Genomic DNA, 25,460 nt, shown 5'->3' on the forward strand with positions numbered 1-25,460 from the left:
GGACGCGCGCTTCGCGAGGCTTTGTTTACGATGGGGGCCGAGGCTCGGCCCCCCCATACCCCCCGATTTCCCCTTTTCATCAAACCGTTCGCAGCTCGCGCTGTTCGCGCCCCTTTGCAATTCGCTCAATGGCCGCGACGGCACGCATGACGCCATTTTCCTTGCGAATTCGCGCACCTAGCTCGGCCGCGCGGACGGCCATCGCTTTGTCGTGTACTGCAACGTCGATGGCTTTTGCCAAACGTTCTGCGGTCAGCCGATTTCGTGCAACCGGAGCGGGTCCCGCTCCCAGATCGTGAACGCGTTTTCCCCAAAATGGTTGATCCCCATGAAATGGGACGACGATGGACGGCACGCCCGCTCGAAGCCCAGCGGACGTCGTTCCAGCGCCGCCGTGGTGCACGACCGCAGCCATGCGCGGATAGAGCCACGAATGATGAATCGAATCGACCTGGAAAACATGCTCGGGCCGCTCGTTCACCTGAAGGCCTCCCCAGCCAGCAATCAAAATGGCCCGTTGTCCCGAACGCGCGATCGCATCGAGCACCAGGCGCGTCGTCGCTTCTGGATCACGCTGGCTCATGCTGCCAAATCCAATGCAAATGGGCTTGGGACCTGCAGCAAGAAATGCTTCCAGCTCTCGCGGGGGCGCCCACCCCTCGGGTTCGTCTGCGAACCAATACCCGGTAATCTCGATATCATCACCCCAATCGGATGATCGCGGTAATACTTCCGCACTGAATCCATAAAGAACCGGCCCGGGCACGATGCCCGATTGACGACCGGACACGAAGAGCGGCGCTTTCGGCATGCCAAGTTTTTCCTGGCGCACGCCATTGGCCATCGCACGCATCATCATCCACATGCCCTGTCGCGTGATCGCGTGGGAAATGCGGCGAATCGACGGGCCCCAGGACAAACCCGGCATGAGCGCTCCCGGGTATTCCGTCGTGGAGGTCAAGGGCACGTTGAACGCCTGCACCAATGGCACGCCATAATGCTTGGCAAATCCTTCGGCCATGAATGCACCCGTGATTCCCGTCACGACGACATCCACGTCTTTGCATGCAGCAAGCCCCACATCGAGGAGCAGCCGCGTCCCTCGCTTGGCAATTTCAGCGAGTTGCCGAAACGACGCAATGTGACTTCCGCTCTCCAGCGAAGCGCTCACCTTGTCCGATTGCAGCGCCGATTGCACATCGATATCCATGGACCACAATTCGAGCCCATACGACTTCACGAGCGCCCCATGATCGACGTTCGTCACCACGCGGACCGAGTGGCCCGCCCGGACCAAACCCACGCCCAAAGGCACATACGGCTGAATGTCCCCTCGGCTCCCAGGCGCGATGATCGCGATACGCATGTCGGATATCCTTCCACGAAGCGATGCTGCCAATTCAATATGCAACACCTTCATGGATCCTGATACAGAAAAATGCAACCCGATACCTGCGTTGTGAAGCGTCCTACGCGCGCTTCGCAAACATCCAGGTCGGCGCACACCGTCGCACCGAAACCTTCGATCTTGGCGCATTGAAAGGCATCCCCCAACGGCATCCAACGACCGCACTACTTTCTAGCAAAGTCTTGCGTATTCGCCGAGTTTGTCATACCCTCGACCCACAGCGCGGCTTCGTCACCCGCATGGAGTTTCGAGCATGAGCGACCTCGTCACCATCATTCGCGACGAATTGCGCTCGCGTATCCCAAAAGCTTAAAAGGTCACGATGACGAATCCTGATTCGAACGTGCTGGAATTGCTATTGGCAGACATTTCGGGCGCTCGCGTGCTCAATGGAGGACTCGACGCTGCATCCGCGGAACGTCCGCCGCTTCCCGACAAGGTGCCCCCGGGCGTCGATGCAATGAAGCTCGACGCACCCGACGCCGATCCGAATGATTTGTCATGTCAAAGGTGGGGAATCATCATTCCGGATACCAAGGCGGGCGATGCGATGCTCGAGGCAATCACGCCGCTCTGCAAGCTGCGCGCGGCGGAACAAGGCGGCATCGAACCCAGGGTATTTCGAGCGCGTCCCGGCATGAACGTGCAGGAGGCGTTCCATTGGAAAAACGATGTATTGCGTGACGAAGACAGGCTGCCCGCCGATGAGAGGCCGCGTTACTTGTTGATCCTCGGCGACCTCGACGGCGTATCGGCCGAGCTTGGTTACGTGCTGGCAAATGGATCGTTCGTGGGACGAATTCATTTCGACGATTCACCAGGGTACGCGGCCTATGCCGAGAAAGTCGTTCGTTTGGCAAAGGAACCCACGTCCTTTGCTCGGGCAAGAGCGGACTTTCTCGTGGCTCAGGATGATTCGCCCGAGACCAGGAAGGCGGATCTTCAATTGGTGGAGCCTTGCCGAGAATTGGCTTTGCGGAGGAGATCGCGCCCCTTCGCAGGCGATATGGGCGATACGAGGTACGTGTCGACCGTTCGCGAGGTGCTGAACCATTGTGCATCGGAGCAGCCGCGTGTTTTGTTATCGGTTGGTCATGGCATAGGACGCTCGGCAAAATATCCATGGGCATCCGTAAGCGAGCAGCGGCGACTCCAGGGGGCGCTATTGCTCGATGCGACGGGCGGCCCGGAGAATACGCTCACCGCGGAAAGCGTGGCTGGAGCGCCGTTTTTGCCGGGTGGTTTGTGGTTCATGTTCGCGTGTTTCGGTGCCGGAACTCCATCGAAAAGCGCTTTTTACAAGTGGCTGAAGCAGCTCGCGGCCCTGGGCAGGCTTCGGGAGAGCGCGGACGATGTTCTTGCGAGCCTTCCCGTCGACGGGGAAAAACCATTTATCGCTGCGCTTCCCAAAGCGGCGCTGGCCAATCCGCAGGGACCCCTTGCCATCCTTGGGCACTTGGACTTGGCTTGGGCGTATTCGTTTACCAATGTGGAGCGTGGAGGCAGAAGCCAAGCGGCACGCATTTTCAGCAGTCTGAACGTCATGGTGAACGGCAGTCGCGTGGGCGTCGCGCACGATGCACTCATGCAGGCGTATCGCGAAGTGAACCATTTGTTGTCGTCGTATTTCGAGGAGCGGCGAGAAGCCGAGGTGGAAGCGCGTCCATGCACCATAACGCCTGCGTCGTTCGCGCACACATTCATGCTCCGTAACGATTTGCAGGGTTACGTGCTGCTCGGGGATCCCGCCGTGCGATTGCCGCTCGCAGGCACCAAAGACGCGGCGAAGAGCGACGCGGAAGCGCCTGCGCCGCGGAAGAACGTCGCGGAGATGGAGCAAGCGGTGCTCGTGGCGATTGCGGGCAACAGGCGCAAAGAGGCGATTGCGGCAGAGCACGACGTGGATGTGAATGAGCTCGACCGATGGATTGACACGTACCAGACCGCGGGCCGTGAAGCCTTGGGACGAATGCAATGAGCTACTGCTGGAACGTGACGTTCAGCGTAAATGCACCAAAGCTCGACGGGCCATAACCATCGACGACGACCCAATAATCCACATACGCTTTTCCCTGTGGAATGTCGACGGTCCATTCGACCGATTCCGGGTTCTCCGCAGTGGCCGGTCCGGCAATGTCATCCGTGCAGCGCAGGAGCGGGACGGGCCCGATGTCGCACGCGCTCGACACGGAAAGCACAGCGTCGAAGCTCGATTCCAGCGTCGCTTTCAGTGTCCCCGATTTGGTCGCCCTGAAAGAATAAATCCGATCCGGCGATCCCGAAAGCGAACCACAAGCTTGTACGTCGTCGCCGAAGCCCGTCGTGTAACCCGCAATCGGCTTCGATAACGCGCTGATCGAACCAGGACACTTGTCCGATTCATCGGGCACTGCCGCGAATTGACATTGAGCATCGCATCCGAGGGGGGCGGGGTCGGCCAAGCCAAAATCGCATTGCTCGCCATCTTCGACCAGAGCATTGCCGCAGACGGAGTTTTCATCGAGCGTGAAGGCCAATGCAAACGGTGACGAATTTTCCACATCGTCCCACGATTCTTGAAATACGACCGAATAGCGGTGACCTGCCTTCACCGGAACGTGGAGCGTCGAACCATTCGTGCAACCAAGCCTTTTTGACGGCGTACCGCATTGATCCTCGGCATGAACGAAGATGGCGCCAGTCGCTTCGACGACGGCGATGCCCAGCGTCCCACTGCTCTTCGGACTCACTTCATAAATGATCTCCGGACCAAAACCGTACATGCAATCCGCGTTGAGCTCGCCCTCCGTACACGGCATGTGGCCAGAGACGATGACGGGGCTGCCGACCCGCAGATCGATGGGCATGCCTGGACAGAACAATGCCTTCGGGTCGATGTCGTTGATGCAATTGGATGCTTGTGCGTCGTCACTACACGCTGCATTGTAGAGTACGAGAAACGCCGAGCATGCACATAGGGCCGCGATGCGAGACCAGGTCATTTTCATGGCTGCGTGCATTGTTGCTCCTCGCAATCATTCGACAAGCAATCGCCTTTGACGTTGCAATTCATTCCGATACCGCACGTGGCGCCACAAGGTCCGCCGCAATCGACGTCCGTTTCGCAACCATTGCGCAAGCCGTCGTTGCATTTCGGCGCTGTGCATGTGCCGCCCGAGCACGTGCACGAATCGCAATCGGCGTCCGTGCTACACGCGCCTGCATTGGCGGCCTTGCAAGGCGGACAGATACCGCCACCGCAATCGGAATCCGTTTCGAGGTTGTCCTTTATCCCATTGACGCAATCACTGCATTTCCCTTCGGCATTGCAGGTGTCCCCAGCATTGGCGCAGCGTCCTCCAGGGTCGGGACCATCCGGCACGAGCGCGCATGCGCCGGTGCCGACCACGCATGTTCGACAGGGCTCGTCACATGGAACCGCGCAGCATATGCCGAATCGACAGGCGCCTTTGCCGGATGACCCTGCGGGCGCGCAATCCGTATCGACTTTGCACATTTTGCCAGGTTTGCATTTCGATGCGCAAGCGCCTCCACAATCGACATCCGCTTCGTTTATCGGGTCGTGCACGTTGTCGGTGCAGCTTGGTTTGTCGCAAATCCCTGCCTTGCACTTGTTGGTGATGCAATCGCTGGCGATACTGCATTTTTTGCCGACGTCACATCGCGCCTTGCATATCGGGCCACCGCAATCGACGTCGGTCTCCTGAGCATCTTGCACTTCCTCGTCGCCGCACGCCGCGCACTCCGCGTCCCAGTTGCACACGCCTGCTCCCGCATTGCAAAGCGTCCCGGCGCTGGCCGCGAAGTCGATGCACAACCCCTCGACACATCGCCATTCGCGGCAAGTACCGGTTGGAGCAGGGCAATCGGCGACGGCATTGCACGGCGTGCCGGATTGAACGTCGGGGTCGCAGTTGCATGCCGGCGCGATGGAAATGACAAGGAGCGCAAACCAAAAGAACGAGAATCTCAAAAGAATCTCCCTTCAATGGAAAAACCTTGGGGACCAATGTGGATTTGGGGATCGACCACGAAGGGGAGCACGTGGGCCTTGTGCACGGTTGGCGGCGCATCCTGCGTTCGACCGATGAAATGATAGAGCACCCCGCCGGCTCCCACGAGCGCGCCCGCGAGAGCGCCTATTCCGGTGCCCAATTGCCGTGTACCGAACGTTTCCAGCTCGACGATCGCCTCGGGGGAACACACATTCGCGCGCGGGCACTTTTTCGGGTCCGATTTCACGGACGCATATTGCACGCTCGAGACGATGAACGCTGCGCCAAAGCCGACGAATACCGCACCTCCAACTGCCATCGTAGATATGGCGACAGCATTCGTGGTGAAAACGACATCGAATGATTTCTCTCGTGGTGAAGTGTCTTTTTTGGCAATCCATTTCAAAGGATATCTGCCAGGTTTACGTGCAACGATGGTGGTTTCCTTGCTCGGATCGATGATGACCTGTAGCAATTCGCCCTTTTTCCACCGAGTCGGTTCCGATGAGGCGCGCTGGTCGTCGAGAAAATGGACGCTCGAACCAGACAAGACCGGCATTGCGCGCAATTGCTGGTCGCGTTGATCCACGCTGAACTCCAGCCGCGTGTCATCGTCCCTGATGGTGATGTTGACCTTTTGTAATTCTTTCTGAACCAATTCCCTCAGGCACGCTCTCGTACGACGGGCCCATACGGTGTTCTCGTGCCCGCGAGTGTCCACATTACGAAGCTCGAGGAAAGCAGCGTACGGATTTCCCGGAGGCGGACGCAACTTGGCGAGGGCCCCATTGACGAGCGCTACAGGCGTATTCGCATCTTCGGGCAGAAAATCCAATTCATCGGTCGGCAATGTGATTTCCTGTTTGCCGTTCGATTCGAGCTCCACGATGCGCGGCGAAAGCTCCGTCGCGGGGAAGCACCCACCACGTCCATCTTTGGGAATTTTTAATGAAATATTGTATTTGCCCGGGTTCCACGGCCGAGCGTTCTTGAATTCTTTGGCCGGCATCGAGCACGAGATCGGAGGCACGGACGATTCGTTCGTGACCGTAATCGTTGCCGCGTCCCGGTAGCGGCCCGTGGCCTCGATGGCCATCGTCGGCACAACGCGCGTGTCGAATGCAATCGTCTCATGCTGCCCGCGTTTCAAATCCACGACCTTGGAAGGAAGCGCGATCGCCGGAAAACACGTCCCTTTCGGGCTGGGAAGCTCCACCGTGATCTTGTATTGGCCGGGGTTTTTCTGCTTTTGTATCTTTGCGAGGTCGCTCCACGTGAAAACCTGCTTGGTATTCGTTGGGGCAGACGTCGCCGGCTCATCACCGCATTGGAGCGGCGACGATGGCGCGCTCGTTTGTTCGATCGTCACAATCGCTTGGTCGTGAAATGGTCCGGTGATATCAATATCGAGCGTTGGAATCTCCGTTTCCAGCGCTTTGATGCGGGCATGCACGTCGGTGACGTTTTTTTGCCAATGGCTATTCGGCGCGCACGACGCTTTCAACTTGGCGATTCGCCTATACGCTTCCAATGCCTCGATGAGCTCGCTACGCCTTTCATGCGCCATCCCGAGGTGTACCACGAGGCTCGGCCAGCGCTTGGCGTGCTCGTCAAGCTTCTCTACGGCCCGAAGCTTGCACATGGCTTCGTTCCACTTGCCCGTTTTCACGTGCTGAGCGCCGATATTCACCTGGATGGCGTTCTGTGCTGCGCCCCCGTGCGTGTTGCTCGGGTATTCATCTCTGTCCTGCTTCGTGCACGTTTCGGCTGCGCTCGCCGATATCGCGAAACACATTGACGTGACGGCGAATGCTCCTGCCAAAAGGAGCGACGACTCCTTCAATTTGCGCATCCGCATTCCTCCGAAATGGGAACTCCCTGAACCAGACGAGTACACCTTCGACCCGGATGACAAAACGACGCGTCGACGCGGCCCCCCATGATGGGCGTATCAGGCTGTTTTTTGATTATGTATTTGATCGCCGTCGAGACGAAGCTCAACGTTGCGGCCCCGCCGCGATACTTTTCTGCAAACGTGAACGTCGCGATGCAATCGTTTTCTCGGGCATTTATCGTGGCGATTTCCTGCTTCGATTGTTTCTCCACCCCATCGAACTTGCTGATTTCGATTTTTAGTTGCTCGCCTTGAATGGGGCAGCGCTCGAGCTTACCCGCATACCTAGGATCTCTGTGATGATCGAGGTGCACCACCACGTCGAACGGCGGCGGTTCCTTGGGCCGTTCGTCCTTGGGCCGCTTGTCGGCAATGGGTACCGTCAGCAGCGCCGTCGCCCATGCCGTTTGCAGACCTCGCGACGCCGTGACAACCCGCTTGCCATTCGGATCGCCGCGCAAATGGTTGATGACCGCGATTGCTGCGACCACCGCGAGCACCGCAAACACGCTCGGCAACACCCACGTTTTCCACTTCGGCGGGTCGGGCGGTGGCGGTTCGAGTGGTGGCGGCTGCGAATGCGGCGGCTCTGGCTTTACGAAAAGCCTCGTTTGCTGCCCTCGCAAATAGAGCACCATCGAAAATGCCGCCGCGCTTTTTTCTGCGAGCACGCGCCTCGTTGCATCCACACTCTCCGCGACGTCGCCGTCCTTCGACACGAGCGATTCATAAAATGTTTCTGCGGCTTCTCGTGCAATCGATGGATCCAGCCGAAAAAGATGAGCCACCACCGCGACGGCGCAATTGCGTGCCAAAATCTCCGCCGCATTGCCCGTGGGGCCAAACCGCCCATACGGCCCAGGCTCCGCTCCGCGACACGCATCGAGCACCACGAGGCGCAATGATTTACGAAATGATGCGAGCTCTTCGGCCAACGTTTGAACCGAAATGTCGGTGTCGTCGCCCGCCTGGCCCAGTTGCAACACCGGCTTCTTCATTCCGGCAGTATCTTTGCGCGTGGATCCATGGCCGATGATGTGAACGATGTGCGGCGGCGGTGCGCTCCGAATGGCCGCGCACAGCTTGTGCTCGTCAGCGTCTCGAAAACGTATCTCCGTAAGCTCGACCAAGCCTTTTTTTATTGCGTCCGCAAGCCCCTCCTTGACGGCATTGGCGATACCCACGTCTGCCAACTCGATCAACAACACGCGCAGCTTGTCGCACTCGACGGGCCCTTCTGGCGCAGGGCCGCCAACGACCTCGCGCACACCATCGAAATCAGGTGACGTAGCGAGAAAACTCCCGCGCCACGTGCTTCCTATCGGCACGTGCATCGCTTCCCAAGGCACGCCTTTCCATGCATCATCGGCGCTCATTTGCAGCAGCACTTGCTCGGCACCCGCGCCAGCACCAGGCTGATGACTTGCCTCGCTGACCATTTGAGTACAAAACGATTGCACGTCGCCCGCAAAAATCGCATTGAACAACTGCTGCGCCTTGGCCTGCGTCTCGGCGCCGAGCAGGGTCGGCTCTGCTGCTTCCGCCGCCTTGCCGACGGCAGCCGTGAACTCGTCGAGCCACTTGGCATCGATGTCCGTCCGCACCTCGCGCGTCGGAGTTTGTCCGGGCGCGTCGGCAGAAACGGTCAGGTGACCCTGCGCCATGCCGAGCTTCAACCGAACCCAAAGCTGCGTGCCATCGCTCATTCGACCGGCGCATCCTCGCACATCATCCGCTCGGACGCCAAGATTGACGCACACTTCGACCAGCGATCGGCCGTTCGAGCGTGTTTGATAGGACCATCCATTGATCCAGAAAGCTCCGCAGTTTGGCTGCATCGCATAACGTTTGGATTTCGACGCTATGAGACGCACCGTCACGTCGCGAGCACTGCGGCACCACCTTCCAGAGCGATCACGACAACAAAATTCTTCACCAGAGGCTGTTGACAGTGGCGCTGACCACAAAATCGCTCACGAACACGTCGTTGGAGGTGATTTTGACGGTCAGCGACGTCCGCGGGGCATGCGGGCAGCATTTTGCGACGTCGGCGAGCGTCGTCGCGGCGTGTTTGCAGCACGCGTGATGAAGCGAATCGGTCGCGGGAAGCTTTCGAGAGCGCATGGCGAGCGTTTTTGTCGTCGTCGGGAGCTCTCGATGCGACTCGAGCACGACAAGCCCCTTGCATTCGTCGAGAAGACCGCGTAAAGCGGGGGATGCGGATGATGCGCCCCGCTGCATTCGCTCGAACGGTACCTTCTTACGATTCAGGTTTGGTAACTCTCATGCGTAAACAGACCATTCTTGCATTTTTCGTCGTAGCATCGGTCGGCGGTTGCGGCACGCTATTGGGCCTCGACGACTACACCGATTCGAGCAGCTTGTCGCCGGTGTGTGCGCCGAACGAGACGAGGGACTGCGCATACAACGGGCCGGAGACGGCGCTCGCGCACAATCCGTGCAAGCGCGCGACGCAGGTATGCAATGCCGAGGGCAGCGGTTTTTCCGCATGTGCAGGCGAAGTGCTTCCCGCGGAAAAAGAAGATTGCTCGAACCAGCTCGACGACGATTGCAACGGGATGGTCAACGAGGGTTGCTCGTGCGTGGCGGGCTCGATGGAAGCTTGTTATACAGGTCCCGCTGGCACCGAAGCGAACTTGCCGTGCAAGGCGGGTACGCATACGTGTGAGGCGGATGGTTCGGGGTGGGGGGCTTGCACGGACGAGGTTCTACCCGGTATCGAGGTCTGCGGCAATGTGACGGATACGGTCGACGAGGATTGCAGCGGTGCGTATTGCACCGAGGCATTGTGGAGTAACAGTTACGGCGATTCCGATTCGCAGAGCGCAGCGGCGATGGCGGTGGATGCTGCTGGAAACATCATCATCGCAGGAAGCTTCGAAGGCGGATTCGACATGGGCGGCGTCATGCTCTCCAGTTTGGGCAGCGCGGATGTTTTCGTCGCCAAGCTCACGCAAGACGGCACGGTGTTATGGGCCAAGCAGTTTGGCTTTGCAAACAACCAACGCGCCTCGGATGTTGCTGTCGACGCGGCCGGTAATATCATCGTGGTCGGCGATTTCCTCGGTTCCATTTCATTCGACAACGGCATGACGACACTCACGGCGACGTCGGCGCAGACGTTCGATAATGACATTTTCGTCGCCAAGCTCGATACGAACGGAGATCACGTCTGGTCGAAGCGTTTTGGTGACGACAACGATCAATCCGTTCGTGGGTTGGCCATCGATGGTAGCGGAAACGTCATCCTGACGGGTACATACAAGGGCTCGATGAATTTCAACCCGGGTACGATTCTCGCGGCTTCGGGGACCGGTAATTACGATGCATTCGTTGCGAAGTTGAACAGCAATGGCGGTGGTGTCTGGGCGAAAACGTACGGTGATGCCCCGCAGTATCAAGGTGGCATCGACGTGGTGGCGGATGGCCCCGGAAGTATCACGTTCATCGCGACGCTCAGGGGCACCATCAACTTTGGACCCGCTGCATATACGGGCTCGACGTCGGGCGATTACGTCATCGCTCGTCTCGACCCGACTGGAACGCATGTATGGAGCAGGTGGGCAAGCGGCGGCGGGGAGCCCGTTTCGGCCGCCGCCATTGCGCGAGACAGCGGCGGGAGCATCCTCGTGGGTGGAACCTTCAACGGGACGATCGATTTCTTGCCGGGCGTGATGAGCTCGGATAAGTTGACGAATCCTGGTATGGGCGCCAATATATTCGTCGCGAAATATGCTGCGGCCGATGGCGCTGTCACGTGGGCGACGCAGGTCGGTGCCATGTCGTCATCATCGGGGCAAGGCAAGGCGGTGTACGGCATCGCCACGGATACGAAGGACAACGTATTCATCATGGGCGGCTGCAAAGGTGTATTCGATCTGGGATTGACCGATATCCAGTGCAGCATCGAGTCGTACACGCCTTTTCTTGGGAAATTGTCATTTGCAGGAGCGCCCGTATGGGGCCGCGGGTATGGTCTCGACAGCGGTTCCATCTACGATGCGGCCTACGTGAACCCGGCCAAACTCTTCGTGCTCGGTTACAACACCAAATGGATGAACCTTGGCAATGGCATCATGCCGAGCAAGGGACAGGGTGACATTGCGGTGGGTCTCATCGTGCCCGAATGACCACGATTCCGACGGTGAATGATCGTGGCAGATAGCCCAAGCGCGTGGTAACGTAGGGCGATCTTGCAACTTTTGTCCCACATCCAGAGGTCTCCCATGCAATTGCGTCATCTCTTCCCGCTTGTTCCTGCATTCGCTGCGCTGATGTATGCTTGTGACGACCACGGTCCAACCGTTGAAGTGGGAGACGTCATTCTCGAAGGAACGGTCACGGACGAAGCCTACGGGGCGCTCGACGTTGCGCTTGGCAGTGGTGCTCCGAAAGACGATCCAATGCGGAAGGCGACGCTCGACATGCCGGCCGACGGGGCAAGTTTGCCGCGGGCGACGCCGCCGGTATTCACATGGCATTTCGGGACGGCAGGGACAGAGCGAGCTCCATTGCCTGATTTTGGCCCGACGCAAATGTTCGCGCAGCAAAATACCGTCGATTGGTCCGCGCCTTTGCGGATGCTGCTCGCGCCGGTGCGGACCGCGCACGCGCATGGCGATCCATTCAATGGCACGGGTACATTTCTCGTGTTTTCGACGGACAGCGAGCCGAATCTCGTGCGGGTATTCACGAGCAATACGAGCTACGTTCCGTCGGCGGATGCATGGGGCAAGATGACATCGGCCGGCAAGCCGATCACGCTGAAGCTCGTGAGCGCCATTTTCGAATCGAATCGAGTGGCGCAGGATGGCGGGCCTTTCGAGGGCAGCACGACGACGTTCACGGTGGCCCCATGAGTGCCAGAGCAGTCCATTGCGTGGGTCTTGGCATGGCAGCGCTCGCGTTTTTTGGCTGCACGCCCGAAACGCAAATCGAATATCAATACGATCCGTACGAAGGCGACGTTTACCCGAGCAATCGTCCGAAGCTCACGATACCTGCCGGTGGAATGGGTGTCGTGAGCGATAGTTTGTCGGATACGTTGTCCTTCATCGACCTCGACAAGGGAGAGCGTTTCGCGCATTATCCGATTGGGCGAGAACCGGTGACGATCGACGGCCCGCATCACGTGGTCGTCGATCCCAAAGCGGGTGCGATATACGTCGCGCTTTCGTATCCGGTGGTCGCGGGAACCGTGGGTCCGCATGCGACACATGGGTCGAGCAGTGCGGCAGGCTGGGCGCAAAAACTGGCACTCGATGATCTGCGTTTGCTCGGCCAAGTGCGCGTGGATCCGAATCCGGGTGAAATCGTGATTTCGCAGGACGGCACGCGTCTCGTGGTGTCGCATTTCGATCTGAAACGGGCGCTCGACAATCCGGCGAACCTCGATGCTGCTCGATCGACGATCGCCGTGATCGATCCGGCGACGTTGAAGACGTCAGGATCGCCGGATCCGGTGCGAATTCCCATTGGAATTGCCGCTCACGGGATGGCATTGTCCCGGCCCGATGGCGCGACGGCGTATGTCGCTTGTTATGGTGAAGACGCCCTTTGCATTGCGGACCTGACCAATCCCAATGCAGAACCCAGGCGGATTCCGGTTGGTCCGGGCGCGACCATGTTCAATCCGACGTACGGACCGTATGCGGCCGTCATGTCGCCGGACGGGAAAACCATTGCGGTCAGCAGTACGGTCAGCAAGGATGTGCGTTTTTTCGATGTCGACACGGAGACGTTCGACGCGGCGAAAACCGTCAAAACCGTGGGAGCGCCATTTTTCGTCGCATGGTCCGACGATGGCAAGCGTATGTTCATCCCCACGCAGCAGCCGGATGCGCTCGTCGTGGTGGACCTCGAAAATGGGCATCAGCAAATGGATTATCGCGATTTGGCAGGCGTTTGCGAAAAACCTCACGTTGCCGAGACGCACGGATTGACGGATCTTTTCATCGTGTGCGAAGGAGACCAGAAAACGCCGGGCCACGTGCTGAAAATCGATACCATGACGCTCGAAACCAAGACGACCGCGGAAGTGGGCATTTATCCTGATGCGTTTTTCCCCGTCGAGGGAGGTGCTCTGTGACGAATTGGCAATTCCGCGCGCTTTGTGCCATTTCGTTCATGGTGGCTGGTTGTTCGAGCGAACCGGAGATCAAAATCGTTGAAGGGACCGCCATTGATCACGGCGCGGCGCTTTTCCGCGATCCGATGGCATCGGGAACGAAGTTCAATGCGTATGCGTGTTCGACGTGTCACGAAGCCGAAGCGGGCGATGGTGGTGACGCGATTTTGCCCGGCGCGCCGCTCGCGGGGGCGACGATACGCCCGTCGTATTGGGGTGGTCAGCAGCTCGACTTGCTCACGGCGATCAACGATTGCCTTTATTACTTCATGTTGAGCAGCGCGCCTTGGACGACGGAAGACGTGAAGGCACGGGCCATGTACGCGTGGCTCGAATCGCTGCCCGTGGAAAGCAATGCGGACGAGCCGGTGCCGTTTACGCCCGTGTACGAGCTTGTCGATGCGCCCGCGGGCGACGCCGCGCGGGGTGCGGATCTTTATCGTCGAGCGTGTGGGTCGTGTCATGGAGCGGCGAAAACGGGAGCAAATCGCATCACGGAGCGAGCTCCCATTTTGCCCGATCAAACGCTCGCCGAGCATCCGCCGGACCAATACACGCCCCAGCAGCGGCGCATCGTTTTCGTGCAGAAGGTTCGTCATGGCACGTTCGTGGGATATGGAGGGACGATGCCGCCATTTTCGCGCGAAAAGCTCTCCGACCAGGACCTTGGCGACATTCTCACGTTCTTCGCGTTGCCCACCCAGTGATGGTTCGAGCGTCGACGTAGGAAAAGTTCCGAGCGACAGCAGAAATCGTCCAACATTCGTCACTTTTTACGCAACTGCTGACCGCCTCGCATCGATGTATGTGAGAAGCGGCGATTCTTCGAGGCTTCGTGGTTGTGCAATGGCACCCGTTCGCCCGGAAGGTCTGGTATGCGCAAGAAGCGAGCACAGAGGCAAACGGACAGTGAGGCCCTGGAGACTGCCGACGAAGCCTTGCGCTCGTTATCGCGGCGCTATCCTGATGGGCTTGCCCAGTTGGTTTTGCGTCGGAACGAACGCATCGAGCATGTCGAGTGGTCGGAAACGCAGATTTCGGCACGTGAGTTGCGTATGGATCGCGTGCTCTGTGTGCGTCTTGCGGGAGGTCACGAGCGGCTCGTGCACGGCGAATGGACGGATCGTCTCAACGAGGAAGTGAAACGTCGTGTTGGCGAGTACCACGTCACGGTGGCTATGGCGGCGGGAATCGACGCCGATGTAGCCGCGAAATTCGAGCTGCGTGGTCCAGGAATGCGCCCCGTCGAATCGGTCTTGGTGGTGTTGAGGGGGCGAAAGAAACGTTGGCCGACTCACGGAATCTACCGAACTTCGCCAAGCGGAGCCAAGTTTTGCGGCGTTCAATTTCGCATCGAGCCGGTTTATCAGCGAACAGTGGCGGAGCTAGAGTCCCGACGTGGCGTGTTTTGGCTTGCGTTTGTCCCGCTCGCGATCGATGTGGATGAGAACAAACTTCGCCGTGTCATCGAGCGGCTCCGAGCCGAGCTCGACGCCGAAGATTTCGACGAGATGATGGTCACGATGCTTGTGATGGCGAGGTTGAAAAAGGATGCACCCGGTTTGACGGATGTGATAAGGTTGGCGTCTCAGGAGGTATCGATGAACCCACTCATCAGGTTTGGGCTCATGGAAGGACGCGCGGAAGGACGCGCGGAAGGACTCGAGAAAGGGCTCGCTCTTGCAGTGCGTCTATTCGAGCGGCGTTTGGGACGTCCGATGACCGACAGCGAGAAACATCGTCTGGAAAAACGCATGAGCAAGGACGGACCCGACAAGCTGGGCGACGTCGTGCTCGACCTGTCGCGCGACGAGCTTGCCGCGTGGCTTGCTCCACGTAAAGCAAACAAGCGTACGGCTGTATAAAGCTTCCATCGTTGGCGCGTCTTCGGTATTCTCGTGTTCACCATGAACACGAAGATAAAGCGGATCCCTTGGTTTTCGGCCTGTTTTCTTCCATTTTTGCTGCCCCTTGGTTGCTCGTCCGGTGGTTCGTCATCGAATCACGGAGGCGAGGGCGGCACCGGGACGATGATTTCGTCTGGCAGCAGCGGAGCTGGTGGCGGCACGGGAGGCACGGCCAGCACCAGTTCGTCGACATCGTCCAGCAGCGCGAGCGGATCGACTGGATCGGGGGGCAGTCCGCCGATGCTTCCTTGCGATCCGGGATTTGCATTCGATAGCAATCCCATCAGCTCGCCAATCGTCACGGCATCGTTCACGCACGGCACGCCATACGCGTATGTGGACATGGAGGTGAGTGGTCCGGGCGAGCCGGTATCGCAATGGGGAGGTGTCGTTGGATCGGGGCCATTTACGTGGACGTATACGGTGAATGGGTACGAGCCGGGCATATTGACGTTCAAGTTCGTCGAAGGAAAGAATGCAGGGAGCCCTGGCAACGTGGTCGCGACGTGCCAAATCGAGGCGCTCGTGAAGGGGTCGACGGGTGGAGGTTCGAGCAGCAGCAGCAGTGGCGGCGGCCTTGCAACGTGCGCGCAGCTCGCGCAGGCCAACAATTGGCCTGGCGGTCAATACACGTGCGACGACGGCAGCAAGGGTTGGTGCGCTGGCACGGGCACGCCGACGAGCGATTGCGCGAAGTGTTGCGGTCCGTCATGCGGCATCGTGGCGAATCATTATGGCGCGGCCAATGCGTTATGCGACAATGGATCCAATGGTGTCTGCAATGGTTCGGGCATTGTGACATGGGATTGCGCCGGCGGATGTTGCGGCGCGGGGATCCCCAATTCCATGCCGCCAACGGGCGGGAAATTCGGCTATCCCGTGGGAGACAAGAGCACGAGCCCCGCGGGCGGAGCAGGCTGGAGCGTATGGCAGGTGCTCGGGCATTATTGGAGCGTGTACGGCGGGGCGCATTTGGCGGAAGACATCGGCAAAGCGGGGGCCGCGAATGCGCCAGTGTATTCGGTGGCCGATGGCGTGGTGCTCGTCTCCGCGCCGAATTCGAGCTCGTACGTGAACGTCATATTGGTGCAGCACACGATGCCCGACGGATCGAACGTGTGCTCATTTTATGGGCACCTGGCGATGAGAACGGTAACGGCGGGACAAACTGTCACGCGCGGCCAGCAGATTGGGACGGTCCTCGATCAGGGGTCGAATTCGCACTTGCATTACTTCATAGCGCCGAAAAACGTGTGCGACAAGATTGCGGGGCTCAATGGCGGAGGCGCCTGCGGGTACGATGGATCGGGCGGCGTGCCCGGGCTTGGTCACGCGGACTTGGCCAATGCGCCGGCTTCTTATATGGCAAAAGGCACGAACAACGGGTGCAGCTTGAATGGGTACACCATCATGGCGCCGCATTCGTTCATCGACGCGAACCATTTCTGATGCGGCGTTCATCCGGCGAGGGCGATGTCGCTCGTTCTTTCGGTTTCTTCACCACCCGCAGCAAATCGGTCGACGTTCCGCCATAGATCCGCCAGCAGCCGAGTTTGTCCTTCCGCATCCGTCGGAAGTTCTTCGAAGGGAACGTGCTCGATGTGCACGCGCAAATGCGCCCCCACGAGCGATCCGCGCGTGAATGCAGTGAACGACGTGGCCTGTTCGAGCCCCGCATGAGCCACCACCAACAAATCGCATCCAGGGTTCTTTTCGAGCAGCGCTAGAGCACCTCGGCGCAAAGGCGAAAGCGTATGCGTGAGCGACTGCGCCAATTCGAGGGCCGCCGACGGGCCGCGTAACGAAAGCTGTGCCAAAAGCTCGCGCCGCTTGCGCTCGGAAAAACGTGTTCCTTCCGGGAAAAGCACGATTGCATCGTTCGCATCGAGGTCGTCGTACAAGCTCACGACGCGTTCGACTTCGTTCGTACCGCGTTCGCCGCGACGTACGAACCGATTCGGAATGCGCTGCCCGACGATATCGATGCACGGATCCAAGAGTAGCTCGCGTTTCAGCACGTAGCGCAGTCGATAGTGCAATGGATACGATAGCAAGAGAATAGGAAGCGCCGTGTCCACCGTGCTTGCATGCCTCACGAACACGAGCAATGGTCGGCTTCCCGGACGTGGGGCGGATCCTTCCACGGACATACGCATCCCGAAGAGGATGCGCGCAGCGGCAAATATGGTATGCACCCAAATCGCCTGAAGGCGCGAGTTCGCCCCGACAAAGGCGCTACGGTGTTTGCCCGCAGTGCGCGCCAAAAAACGCAACCAAAGCGCCAGCGAGCAGGCGATCCCGCATACTTCGCTCCACAAAAAGCAGACGAAGAACAGTGCCGTGCGGCTCAGCGCAAACCGCCTTTGCAAAAGCACGTCGGCGATGAGCACCAATGGCAAAATCGCCGCAGTGACCAGTGTTGCACCGACCGCCATGACGAACGTTGTGGGAATCGTCAGGGCACGTCGCCCCCAGCGCGTGAAAAAGGATTCGTTTACCGAAACGGACGAAGGCTCGGACGAACTCATTCGAGTATGCCCACATATCACGAACGTGCGTGGATGAGAACTCGAAAAATGCTCGTGCGGGCGTCACTCGAGCGGCACACATTTCCAGTTGCCGAGCATCTTTGGGCGGGGTACCATCGAAAAGAGCTTGACTCTCGATCCCTTCGGCCTTCACCAATCGTAGGAGCGCCATGACTTTGCTTCGAGCACTTCCCTTGTTGATGGTTCCTCTCCTCGGTGGCTGCATCGCGGGCGATCAGCAACTGCCATCTTTTTCGCATAGCCCTGGCTTCTTCGTCTCGTTCCACCGCATGGTCGAGGATTCCAAGTCGCTGGGACCCGTCGACAAGCAAGCATCTGCGCTTCGCTCTGGCTTTGCGCTTCATGCGAAAAACGGGCCTTCCTTCGACGAAGCCTACGCAGCCGGGCCGACCTGGGACAAAGTGAGGTCGTTCCTCGACATCGGGCTCATCGCGGGGGACGTCATGGCGCCCATTGAAGGCTCGTCGCAGAACCGAGTGGACATCTTTTTGGACGCCGCGGACCGAGTGCATCGGAGCGATTTCGTGGCCATCACGGCCTGGAACCAGCAAGCTCTCGATATGGGCTTTCCCGATGAGACCATCGAACACACTGGGGAAATCGTCTGGGAATCGCTGTACCTCGTGCTCAGCGAATCGGAACATGCCGAGCGTCAGGTGCACGTCGAAAAGGGCAATTGGGTCGATGGGTATTGGACCCGCGCGAAAGGTCATTACAAAAACCTCTGGATGGACGGATACAACGAGACCATTTGGCGAGAAGGCTCGTGTCGGGACGAATACGTCGGCACCGAATGCAGTTCGTACTGGGTGCCGGAAGCCTGTTACGACGTGTGGGTCGACGACGGGTATTACGACACGTATTGCAGCGCGTACGATGAAGATGGCAACTGCGTGGAATGGACCGAGGAATGGGTGAGCACGGGGTATTATGAGACGCAATGCGATCCTGGCTATTACCAAGAAGAATGCGTGGACGTTTATCAAACGGTCTGCGATCCGGGGCAATGGATCGACGTTTGGATCGACGGGCGCTACGTGCCAAATGCATGGGTCCCGGGTGATCTCGAGTGGGTCGAAGGTCACATGGCCGATGCGCCAGCCGATTTGACCGTGGTCTTCGTGCCGGAAGAAGCAGCGATTCTCGCGCAAGGCATCGAATACGTGGCGTCCTTCGGACCCGAATGGGTGAAAGGTGATTGCCTGACGAGGCTCGACGATGCCGTCGCCGCATACACCATCGATCCGCCGGAGACTTCGATCAAGACCTCCAGAGACGCAATTCTATACTGCATTTCGCCTCATTGAACACCTCAATGGGGTGGCGGCGGGGGCATTTCGAAGGGATGACAGGTTTCGAGCGTCCCGAAATCGCAAACGCCAGGCGCCCCCGGTGCTTCATGACAATCGCGGGCCAAAACGACCAAATCGCCCGTCTCCGTAAAAGGTGATTCGCAATCGCTCGTACCAGGCGGCGCGTCCACGACCATCCAAAACTTTCCTTCTGGAACCGAGGGCAAACGAAATGCTCCGGCGGCATCGGTCGTCACGCGCTTGGCGCGAGGATTTTTCGAGCAGTTCAACGTGCCCGAGGCGCACAGCGAAATCGTTGCACCAGCAAGGGGTTTGCCCGTTTTGTACGTGACAAACTTGCCCGTGATTTCCCATAGCCGCGCGGTCGTTTGTGAAGGAGGCGGCGACGGACCTGCATCGAGGGCCGCCGAGGCTGTGACGGAAGACGGTGTGGCGCTTGCGGATGCGACCGGCGCTTGCCCGTTGCTCGAGGATTTCAATGGCGCGCTGACGGCCGTCTGCGCGGGCGTTTCGGAACCGGTGCAGCCCATCGCGATCAAGGCGCAAGTAGCAATCAATCGGGACATGTCGATGGCTTTTCGGAAAGTCGTTTCGCCGAGCATCTCACGAAACCCAGGGAGCTTGTCAAGGCTCTTCGTGCGGCGGTGACGGGGCGTGGGCGTCCTCAACGCCATTCCAACACGAGCGTATCCTCTTTGCCGAGCACGACGCGCGTCCCAAACCGGCTTCCTTCACGGCTCGAAGCTTCCGCCAGCCAGCGCGCATCCGAACGCGTAGCGCGCTCGAGGCGAAAGCGTCGCATGCACAAAGGGACCATGGTCATGGCAATCAGCTTGCCCGTTGGAACCTCGATGCGCACGAAATACATCAGCGTGAGATCGCTCCGGTATTCCTCATGGCCATGGATTCCTTCATAATCGTTCAAAAAATCGCCGCACCCATAAAAAATTGGTCGCCCGGAATGAACCTCGATGGGCTTCGGATGATGCGACGAATGCCCGTGGATTACGTCTACGCCGGCTTCGTCGACGAGGGCGTGGGCGAATGTCATTTCTCGGCGAGAAATATCGTAACCCCAATTGTCTCCCCAATGAATCGAGACGATGACGATGTCCCCCGGTCGCTTCGCTGCCAAAATCCGCGTTTTCACGCGCTCGATCGTGTCTTGTCCCAGGTTTTCGAGCACGGCGATGCCTGGCGATTCGGCCCCTGCCTCCCAATCGAGCGGCACGCCTGAAGTCACCGAACCATACGAAAAAATGAGCACACGACATCGTCCAGGCAATTCGAGGATGGCGGGTGATTCGGCTTCGTCGCGATTTCGCCCGGCACCGGCGGTCGCGATGCGCGCATCGTGCAGTGAAGCGAGCGTATCGGCGAGGCCCACGAGGCCCCAATCGATGACGTGATTGTTTGCAAGTGCGCAGCAATCGATGTTCGCCGCGAGCAAGCAGGGCACGTTGTTGGGATGCATTCGATAATTGATTCCCTTGGGGCACGCATCATTGCTCGTCGTAATGCTCGTTTCGAGGTTCACGATGCGCACGTCTGGCGCGTGCTTTGCCCACTGTTCGAGCGCGTCGCCCCACACGTAGCCGAAGTCGACGGGCCGAGCGATGGGACCATTGGCGCGCTCGGCCAGTTTGATGTATTCGCGAGCATCGTGCATGTAGGGCTCGCAAAGCCAGGGCTCGCTGGGGCAGGGCAGTATCTGATCGATGCCCCGCGCGGTCATGACGTCGCCGCACAAAAACACATCAATGACGTGCGGAGCGTGCTTCACCTTCAGCCCGTACGATGTTCGGCTCCCACGCTATGCTGCTGCTCCACCGTTCCGTCGCGCCGGTGCACGACCACCTCGGCCATGGTGTGCTTTCGCGCGCAGTGTTCCGCAGCAGCGATGGCTTCGTATTTCGACTCGTGCACGCTTTCGGGTTGGCTGTCAGGGCCTGGAGTTACCTTCCACCCGCCTTCGATCGGCTCCACGTGATAACGCATCGGTTCGTTTGCCATGAGTGACCTCTCGATATGTGATACGTCTGGTACCATGCGCGGCTCGGGGCAAGGGCCAATGACGCGTCCATCGGTAGACAGCGCTAGGACGGTCGCGAACCTGTGTCGGGTGCCGCTGCGCAGTAGCCTGGATTCGGAAAACGAATCGCGTATTGCGTACCGTTCTGCCGCGATACATCGATTGTCCCTCCGAGCTGTGCAACCAATCGGTAAACGAGTCGCAATCCCAGCGTGTGCCCTGTCTGCAAATCGATCTCTGCTGGCAATCCAATGCCGTCGTCTCGCACACCGAGCACGAGCTCGGAGCTGCTCGCTCGGCGCATCGATACCCACACGTGCCCTCCTCGACGACCTCGGAAGGCGTGTTTGAGTGCATTGGTGACGAGCTCATGCATGATGAGACCACATTGCACGGCCGTGTCGATGCCAATACGAATCGGTTCGACGTCCACGGTAATCTGCGACAAACCCATGCCGCCGTACATGCTTTGGACGACGCTGATGAGTCTGCGCGTATAGGCAGATAAATCGATGGAACCCAAATCGTGAGATTGATAGATGCTTTCGTGCACGAGCGCAATCGTTTGCACGCGGCTCTCCGACTCGTGCAGGATTTCACGCGCTGCGGAGTCGGTCAACAAGCGCCCCTGCAAACCCAGTAGGCTCGAGATAATTTGGAGGTTATTTTTGACACGGTGATGCGCTTCCTTGAGAAGCACCTCTTTTTCGTGTACTGCTGCGCGCAGTCGCCGTTCGAGCGCGCGTTCGTCCGTCACGTCACGCGCAATGCCCACGAGTCGAGCTGGCAATGTTTCGTTCGGCGGCACGAGGTGCCCGCGCATCAAAAGAATACGCTCGGCGCCGTCTCCCCGAAGGATACGAAATTCGTGCGCAAACAGCACGCCCTCCTTCACCGTCCGAGTCAATGCGTTGTGATACCCTTCGCGATCTTCTGAATGTATTCGGTCGATGACCCGGGCGTAGGAGACCTCGAAGTCGTCTGGGTTTTCGCCGAAAATGCGGCAAAGCTCGTCCGACCAATTGTACGTATCGTGCTCGAAATCCCATTCCCAGCTTCCCATTTGCGCAAGCTCCATCGCGTGGGCAAGCTGGCGCTCGCGTTGTCGCAATGCATCCTCGGCGTACCGGCGTGGCGTAATGTCCGTGATCATTCCCAGCGCTTCACGCAATTCGGAATGTTCCGTGCGCAGCGGGCTCGCCACGACGATGACCCACAATCTCGATCCGTCATGGCGTAGGAAACGTGTGTCGAATTGAACACGCTCACCGCTGAAGATTCGCCGGAAGTTCTTTTCGGCATGTTGCCGGTCCTCGGGTGCCACGAGGGACAACAAACTACGTCCGACCAGCTCGTTCGTGGCATGCCCGAGCAGTTGTTCGAGGCGTTCGTTGACGAACGTGATGCGCAGCTCGGCATCGATTTGCCAGATACCTTCGAGCGCCGTTTGTACGATATTGCGATAACGCCGCTCGCTGGCTTCCCGCGCGGCCTGGGCATGCTTGATGAGCGTGAGGTCGGTAATGACGATGGTGCACGTATTTTCGACACCGTCTTCGACCACGGCGCGCAAGGACAGCATGACGGGCAAACGTGCGCCCGCGGCCGTCAGCAAACAAAGCTCGCCCTTGTGTCCCCCACTTTGGGTTTTGGTGAGCAAATCCGCAAACTTGCCTTCGTCTTCGGGAGCCACGAACGTGCTGAACTTCTTTCCGAAAACGTCATCGAGTGCATGGCCAATCAATTCAGAAAATCGGGCATTGGCGTAAAGAATGTGTCCCGATGACGCGGTAATGGCGAGCGTCCCCTCGTTGAGGGTTTCGAAGAGCACGCGATGCGTTGCGTTGGCGCCATGGAGTAGGACGACCGATTGCTTTCCTCCACCGTGCGCCACCACGAGCGCATCGACCTCGCCTCTGCGGATCGCGCTGAGCGCCTCCTGTGCTTCGTCGACGCGCATCGCGACGTCCTGCAGCACAATGACGCGGTCGTCTGGATTGAGTTTTTCCTCGGCGGGTTTGTCCACCATTGCATCACTCCCGGCGGACGAGGTGTAGACTGGCGAGCACGCGCTCGGTATTCGACAGGTCCCCGACAATCTTGCGCACGGGCGGCGGCCGCTTTCGGATCAATGTGGGAATTGCGATGATTTGGTCTTCGTCTGCAAGTTGTGGATCTTGCAACAGATCAGTGATTTCAATGCGATGTCGATTGGGAAGATGCTTTTCGCACAGCGCAATGAGATTGGATAACGCAGTGAGAGATCGTGGTGTTTGTCCTGCTATGTACAGGCGCAACTCCCAAACGGTATCATCGTTCGCTGCAGGGGGCGGCTCGTCGCTCATGACACCCCTCAGGCTCCCTTTTTGGCTGAGTTTTTCTGTTTGCCGCTCTGCTTGCCCACATCGGCTTGTCGAACGCCCGCCATTGTGGTTCGAGCCTGCGACTCGAGCTCGTCCGCTCGTTGCTCGTTGGCGATTTCACCGAGCAATTGTTCCTCCGCATTTTCGAACTGTGCACGCAACATCGCCAGGCGTGCGTCGAGCATTTGTTTTTTTCGCGCCACGTCGCGCTTCAATCGTTCGATTCGCTGGTTTCGTTCGAGGGAGCGTGCCCGGTCCCGAGCTTCCTCGGTGTGCCGCGCCGCGCCCACGACGATTCCACCCGCTGGGCCGACGTAGACATCGGCTGGCTCGATGCCGTGTTCGGTGAAAATGATTTCGCGCAACTGGTTGGAATGTGCCATGCCGCGCGACTTCAGCACGTACATCAGCCGATTTCGTTCATTGTTTTGTTCGGCGAGCTGGAGCAGCAGCCACGTATCCATCAACGAAGAAACGCCCACCTCGGTGGATTCCTTCGATTCGCCGGCATGCGTGAGGCTCGTAAAAATTGCGGTTATGAGCCGGCTTTTCAGCAAATCGACGAGGCGCGTGAGCATTCCGAGGACATCGGCGGCTTTGCCGACCGTCAACATACCGGTAATGGGATCGACGATGACGAGCTGGGGATTGAAGTCCATGATCTGCTGTTGCATGGTCACCAGGTGCATTTCCAATCCAGATGTCGTCGGACGTGCAGCTTGGAAGCGAAGTAGCCCTGCCTCCTGATGTGGTTGCAAATCGAGGCCAATCGAGCGCATGTTTCGTATGATTTGCAGCCGTGGCTCTTCATAGGCGAAAAACAGACAACGTTCTCCCCGGCGGCAGGTCGCGTCGGCGGCATATGCAGCGAGACTGCTTTTGCCCGAGCCGGCGGCGCCGGAAATGAGCACGGTCGACCCGCGATAAAGCCCGTCGCCGCCACCCAGCATTGCATCGATGCGCGGAATACCCGTGGAGATCCGTTCGGTGGACGTGGGATGGTCGAGCGTCAGCGTCGTAATGGGTTGAACTGTGATACCGCGTTGATGAATGAGAAACGGGTATTCGTTCGAGCCGTGTCGCGAGCCGCGGTATTTGACGATGCGCATGTAGCGGGTGGCGATGCGGTCCTCGACCCGCTGGTCGAGCAAAATCACACAATCGGAAGCATATTCCTCGATGCCATGGCGCGTGAGCTGCTCCCCACCTCGTTCGCCTGTGACGACGGACGTAACACCGCGGTCAGCGAGCCAGCCGAAGAGCCGGCGCAACTCCGCGCGCAAAATGACCTCATTTTGGAATACCCCGAAGAGCGACTCGAGCGTATCGAATGCGACGCGTTTGGCGCCGACGGTATCGATGGCACGGCCGAGGCGAATGAAGATCCCTTCGAGGTCGTAATCTCCCGCTTCCTCGATTTCGCCCCGCTCGATGCGCACATGATTCAGCGCGAGCTTTTTTTCGGCAACGAGACGTGGGATGTCCATGCCGAGCGAGGCCATGTTGGAAGCGAGCGCCTCGGCACTTTCTTCGAAGGACATGAAGACGCCGGGATCGTTCATCTCGACGGCCCCACGGACGACGAACTCCATGGCGAAAAGGGTTTTTCCGGAGCCCGGCCCGCCGCAGACGAGCGTCGTGCGTCTGCGTGGCAGCCCGCCGAACGTGATCTCGTCGAAACCTTGAATGCCCGTCGGAGCTTTTTCGAGCTCGCCCGCCTGCTTGACGTTTGCCGCGGCGAAGGTTGCGTCGTCCATCGGTAGGCCCATTCCCCGCGAACGTTCTATTGCTGGACTTCTGGTCCCTGGTCCCACATCCCGCAAGGGGAACCGCCCGCCCGATGGAAGTCGC

The 25,460-nt window shown here is 59.0% G+C and carries 20 protein-coding genes; 8 read left to right on the plus strand and 12 right to left on the minus strand.

What is annotated here, in order from left to right; genetic code table 11:
* Positions 1-79 precede the first annotated feature (79 nt).
* Positions 80-1,366 (minus strand): glycosyltransferase family 1 protein, encoded by a 1,287-nt coding sequence (locus IPM54_25640; protein MBK9263174.1) that lies wholly within the window; start codon positions 1,364-1,366, stop codon positions 80-82.
* A gap of 364 nt (positions 1,367-1,730) precedes the next feature.
* On the opposite strand from IPM54_25640, the gene IPM54_25645 reads away from it, so the two are divergent.
* Positions 1,731-3,386, plus strand: coding sequence for a hypothetical protein (locus IPM54_25645; GenBank protein MBK9263175.1), 1,656 nt, complete (start codon positions 1,731-1,733; stop codon positions 3,384-3,386).
* Position 3,387: 1 nt separating this feature from the next.
* Here IPM54_25645 and IPM54_25650 read toward each other — a convergent pair whose 3' ends face one another.
* Genes IPM54_25650 through IPM54_25665 form a run of 4 tightly spaced genes read right to left on the minus strand, consistent with a single transcriptional unit; the run spans position 3,388 to position 9,177 of the window.
* On the minus strand, positions 3,388-4,395 hold the full coding sequence (locus IPM54_25650) for a hypothetical protein (GenBank protein ID MBK9263176.1): 1,008 nt from the start codon (positions 4,393-4,395) through the stop codon (positions 3,388-3,390).
* Positions 4,392-5,381 (minus strand): hypothetical protein, encoded by a 990-nt coding sequence (locus IPM54_25655; GenBank protein ID MBK9263177.1) that lies wholly within the window; start codon positions 5,379-5,381, stop codon positions 4,392-4,394. The genes IPM54_25650 and IPM54_25655 overlap by 4 nt, the downstream gene beginning before the upstream one ends.
* Complete coding sequence (locus IPM54_25660) at positions 5,378-7,255, minus strand: hypothetical protein (GenBank protein ID MBK9263178.1); 1,878 nt, start codon at positions 7,253-7,255, stop codon at positions 5,378-5,380. The genes IPM54_25655 and IPM54_25660 overlap by 4 nt, the downstream gene beginning before the upstream one ends.
* Entirely contained in the window at positions 7,243-9,177 is a 1,935-nt protein-coding gene (locus IPM54_25665) for a CHAT domain-containing protein (GenBank protein MBK9263179.1), read from the minus strand. The genes IPM54_25660 and IPM54_25665 overlap by 13 nt, the downstream gene beginning before the upstream one ends.
* Before the next feature lie 405 nt (positions 9,178-9,582).
* On the opposite strand from IPM54_25665, the gene IPM54_25670 reads away from it, so the two are divergent.
* The 6 genes from IPM54_25670 to IPM54_25695 all read left to right on the plus strand — a co-directional run bounded on the left by IPM54_25670 (position 9,583) and on the right by IPM54_25695 (position 16,801).
* A complete protein-coding gene (locus IPM54_25670; GenBank protein MBK9263180.1) occupies positions 9,583-11,448 on the plus strand; it encodes a hypothetical protein in 1,866 nt (621 codons plus the stop codon).
* Between the two features lie 96 nt (positions 11,449-11,544).
* On the plus strand, positions 11,545-12,177 hold the full coding sequence (locus IPM54_25675; protein ID MBK9263181.1) for a hypothetical protein: 633 nt from the start codon (positions 11,545-11,547) through the stop codon (positions 12,175-12,177).
* On the plus strand, positions 12,174-13,406 hold the full coding sequence (locus IPM54_25680; GenBank protein MBK9263182.1) for a YncE family protein: 1,233 nt from the start codon (positions 12,174-12,176) through the stop codon (positions 13,404-13,406). Before IPM54_25675 ends, IPM54_25680 begins: the two co-directional genes overlap by 4 nt.
* Positions 13,407-13,444: 38 nt before the next feature.
* Positions 13,445-14,152, plus strand: a complete 708-nt coding sequence (locus tag IPM54_25685) for a c-type cytochrome (protein MBK9263183.1) — start codon at positions 13,445-13,447, stop codon at positions 14,150-14,152.
* Between the two features lie 168 nt (positions 14,153-14,320).
* Positions 14,321-15,310, plus strand: coding sequence for a hypothetical protein (locus IPM54_25690; protein MBK9263184.1), 990 nt, complete (start codon positions 14,321-14,323; stop codon positions 15,308-15,310).
* A gap of 42 nt (positions 15,311-15,352) precedes the next feature.
* Positions 15,353-16,801 carry a M23 family metallopeptidase gene (locus IPM54_25695; GenBank protein MBK9263185.1) on the plus strand — a complete coding sequence of 483 codons (1,449 nt, stop codon included), beginning with the start codon at positions 15,353-15,355 and terminating at the stop codon, positions 16,799-16,801.
* 8 nt (positions 16,802-16,809) lie between these two features.
* On the opposite strand, the gene IPM54_25700 is transcribed toward IPM54_25695, so the two are convergent.
* On the minus strand, positions 16,810-17,787 hold the full coding sequence (locus tag IPM54_25700) for a 1-acyl-sn-glycerol-3-phosphate acyltransferase (GenBank protein ID MBK9263186.1): 978 nt from the start codon (positions 17,785-17,787) through the stop codon (positions 16,810-16,812).
* Between the two features lie 263 nt (positions 17,788-18,050).
* Between IPM54_25700 and IPM54_25705 the strand changes: the two genes are divergently transcribed.
* The gene (locus IPM54_25705) at positions 18,051-19,208 is read left to right on the plus strand and encodes a hypothetical protein (protein ID MBK9263187.1); all 1,158 of its coding nucleotides are present in this window, start codon (positions 18,051-18,053) and stop codon (positions 19,206-19,208) included.
* Positions 19,209-19,213: 5 nt separating this feature from the next.
* On the opposite strand, the gene IPM54_25710 is transcribed toward IPM54_25705, so the two are convergent.
* From IPM54_25710 to kaiC, 6 genes are all read right to left on the minus strand, one after another.
* On the minus strand, positions 19,214-19,780 hold the full coding sequence (locus tag IPM54_25710; GenBank protein ID MBK9263188.1) for a carboxypeptidase regulatory-like domain-containing protein: 567 nt from the start codon (positions 19,778-19,780) through the stop codon (positions 19,214-19,216).
* A gap of 98 nt (positions 19,781-19,878) precedes the next feature.
* Positions 19,879-20,949 carry a CapA family protein gene (locus IPM54_25715; protein MBK9263189.1) on the minus strand — a complete coding sequence of 357 codons (1,071 nt, stop codon included), beginning with the start codon at positions 20,947-20,949 and terminating at the stop codon, positions 19,879-19,881.
* Positions 20,950-20,999: 50 nt separating this feature from the next.
* On the minus strand, positions 21,000-21,227 hold the full coding sequence (locus IPM54_25720) for a DUF2188 domain-containing protein (GenBank protein ID MBK9263190.1): 228 nt from the start codon (positions 21,225-21,227) through the stop codon (positions 21,000-21,002).
* An 83-nt stretch (positions 21,228-21,310) separates the two neighbouring features.
* The gene (locus IPM54_25725) at positions 21,311-23,275 is read right to left on the minus strand and encodes a PAS domain S-box protein (GenBank protein MBK9263191.1); all 1,965 of its coding nucleotides are present in this window, start codon (positions 23,273-23,275) and stop codon (positions 21,311-21,313) included.
* Between the two features lie 4 nt (positions 23,276-23,279).
* On the minus strand, positions 23,280-23,591 hold the full coding sequence (locus tag IPM54_25730) for a circadian clock KaiB family protein (protein MBK9263192.1): 312 nt from the start codon (positions 23,589-23,591) through the stop codon (positions 23,280-23,282).
* A gap of 8 nt (positions 23,592-23,599) precedes the next feature.
* Entirely contained in the window at positions 23,600-25,366 is a 1,767-nt protein-coding gene (kaiC, locus tag IPM54_25735; GenBank protein ID MBK9263193.1) for a circadian clock protein KaiC, read from the minus strand.
* Positions 25,367-25,460: the final 94 nt, after the last annotated feature.

Source organism: Polyangiaceae bacterium (assembly GCA_016715885.1).
In the GTDB taxonomy this organism is placed as follows: domain Bacteria; phylum Myxococcota_A; class Polyangia; order Polyangiales; family Polyangiaceae; genus Polyangium.

Coding starts and splice junctions, on each gene's coding strand:
- IPM54_25640 (MBK9263174.1), bottom strand. CDS start 1,366: ATGCGTATCGCGATCATCGCGCCTGGGAGCCGAGGGGACATTCAGCCG.
- IPM54_25645 (MBK9263175.1), top strand. CDS start 1,731: ATGACGAATCCTGATTCGAACGTGCTGGAATTGCTATTGGCAGACATT.
- IPM54_25650 (MBK9263176.1), bottom strand. CDS start 4,395: ATGAAAATGACCTGGTCTCGCATCGCGGCCCTATGTGCATGCTCGGCG.
- IPM54_25660 (MBK9263178.1), bottom strand. CDS start 7,255: ATGCGCAAATTGAAGGAGTCGTCGCTCCTTTTGGCAGGAGCATTCGCC.
- IPM54_25670 (MBK9263180.1), top strand. CDS start 9,583: ATGCGTAAACAGACCATTCTTGCATTTTTCGTCGTAGCATCGGTCGGC.
- IPM54_25675 (MBK9263181.1), top strand. CDS start 11,545: ATGCAATTGCGTCATCTCTTCCCGCTTGTTCCTGCATTCGCTGCGCTG.
- IPM54_25680 (MBK9263182.1), top strand. CDS start 12,174: ATGAGTGCCAGAGCAGTCCATTGCGTGGGTCTTGGCATGGCAGCGCTC.
- IPM54_25685 (MBK9263183.1), top strand. CDS start 13,445: ATGGTGGCTGGTTGTTCGAGCGAACCGGAGATCAAAATCGTTGAAGGG.
- IPM54_25690 (MBK9263184.1), top strand. CDS start 14,321: ATGCGCAAGAAGCGAGCACAGAGGCAAACGGACAGTGAGGCCCTGGAG.
- IPM54_25695 (MBK9263185.1), top strand. CDS start 15,353: ATGAACACGAAGATAAAGCGGATCCCTTGGTTTTCGGCCTGTTTTCTT.
- IPM54_25700 (MBK9263186.1), bottom strand. CDS start 17,787: ATGGCGGTCGGTGCAACACTGGTCACTGCGGCGATTTTGCCATTGGTG.
- IPM54_25705 (MBK9263187.1), top strand. CDS start 18,051: ATGACTTTGCTTCGAGCACTTCCCTTGTTGATGGTTCCTCTCCTCGGT.
- IPM54_25710 (MBK9263188.1), bottom strand. CDS start 19,780: ATGTCCCGATTGATTGCTACTTGCGCCTTGATCGCGATGGGCTGCACC.
- IPM54_25715 (MBK9263189.1), bottom strand. CDS start 20,949: ATGACCGCGCGGGGCATCGATCAGATACTGCCCTGCCCCAGCGAGCCC.
- IPM54_25720 (MBK9263190.1), bottom strand. CDS start 21,227: ATGGCAAACGAACCGATGCGTTATCACGTGGAGCCGATCGAAGGCGGG.
- IPM54_25725 (MBK9263191.1), bottom strand. CDS start 23,275: ATGGTGGACAAACCCGCCGAGGAAAAACTCAATCCAGACGACCGCGTC.
- IPM54_25730 (MBK9263192.1), bottom strand. CDS start 23,591: ATGAGCGACGAGCCGCCCCCTGCAGCGAACGATGATACCGTTTGGGAG.
- kaiC (MBK9263193.1), bottom strand. CDS start 25,366: ATGGACGACGCAACCTTCGCCGCGGCAAACGTCAAGCAGGCGGGCGAG.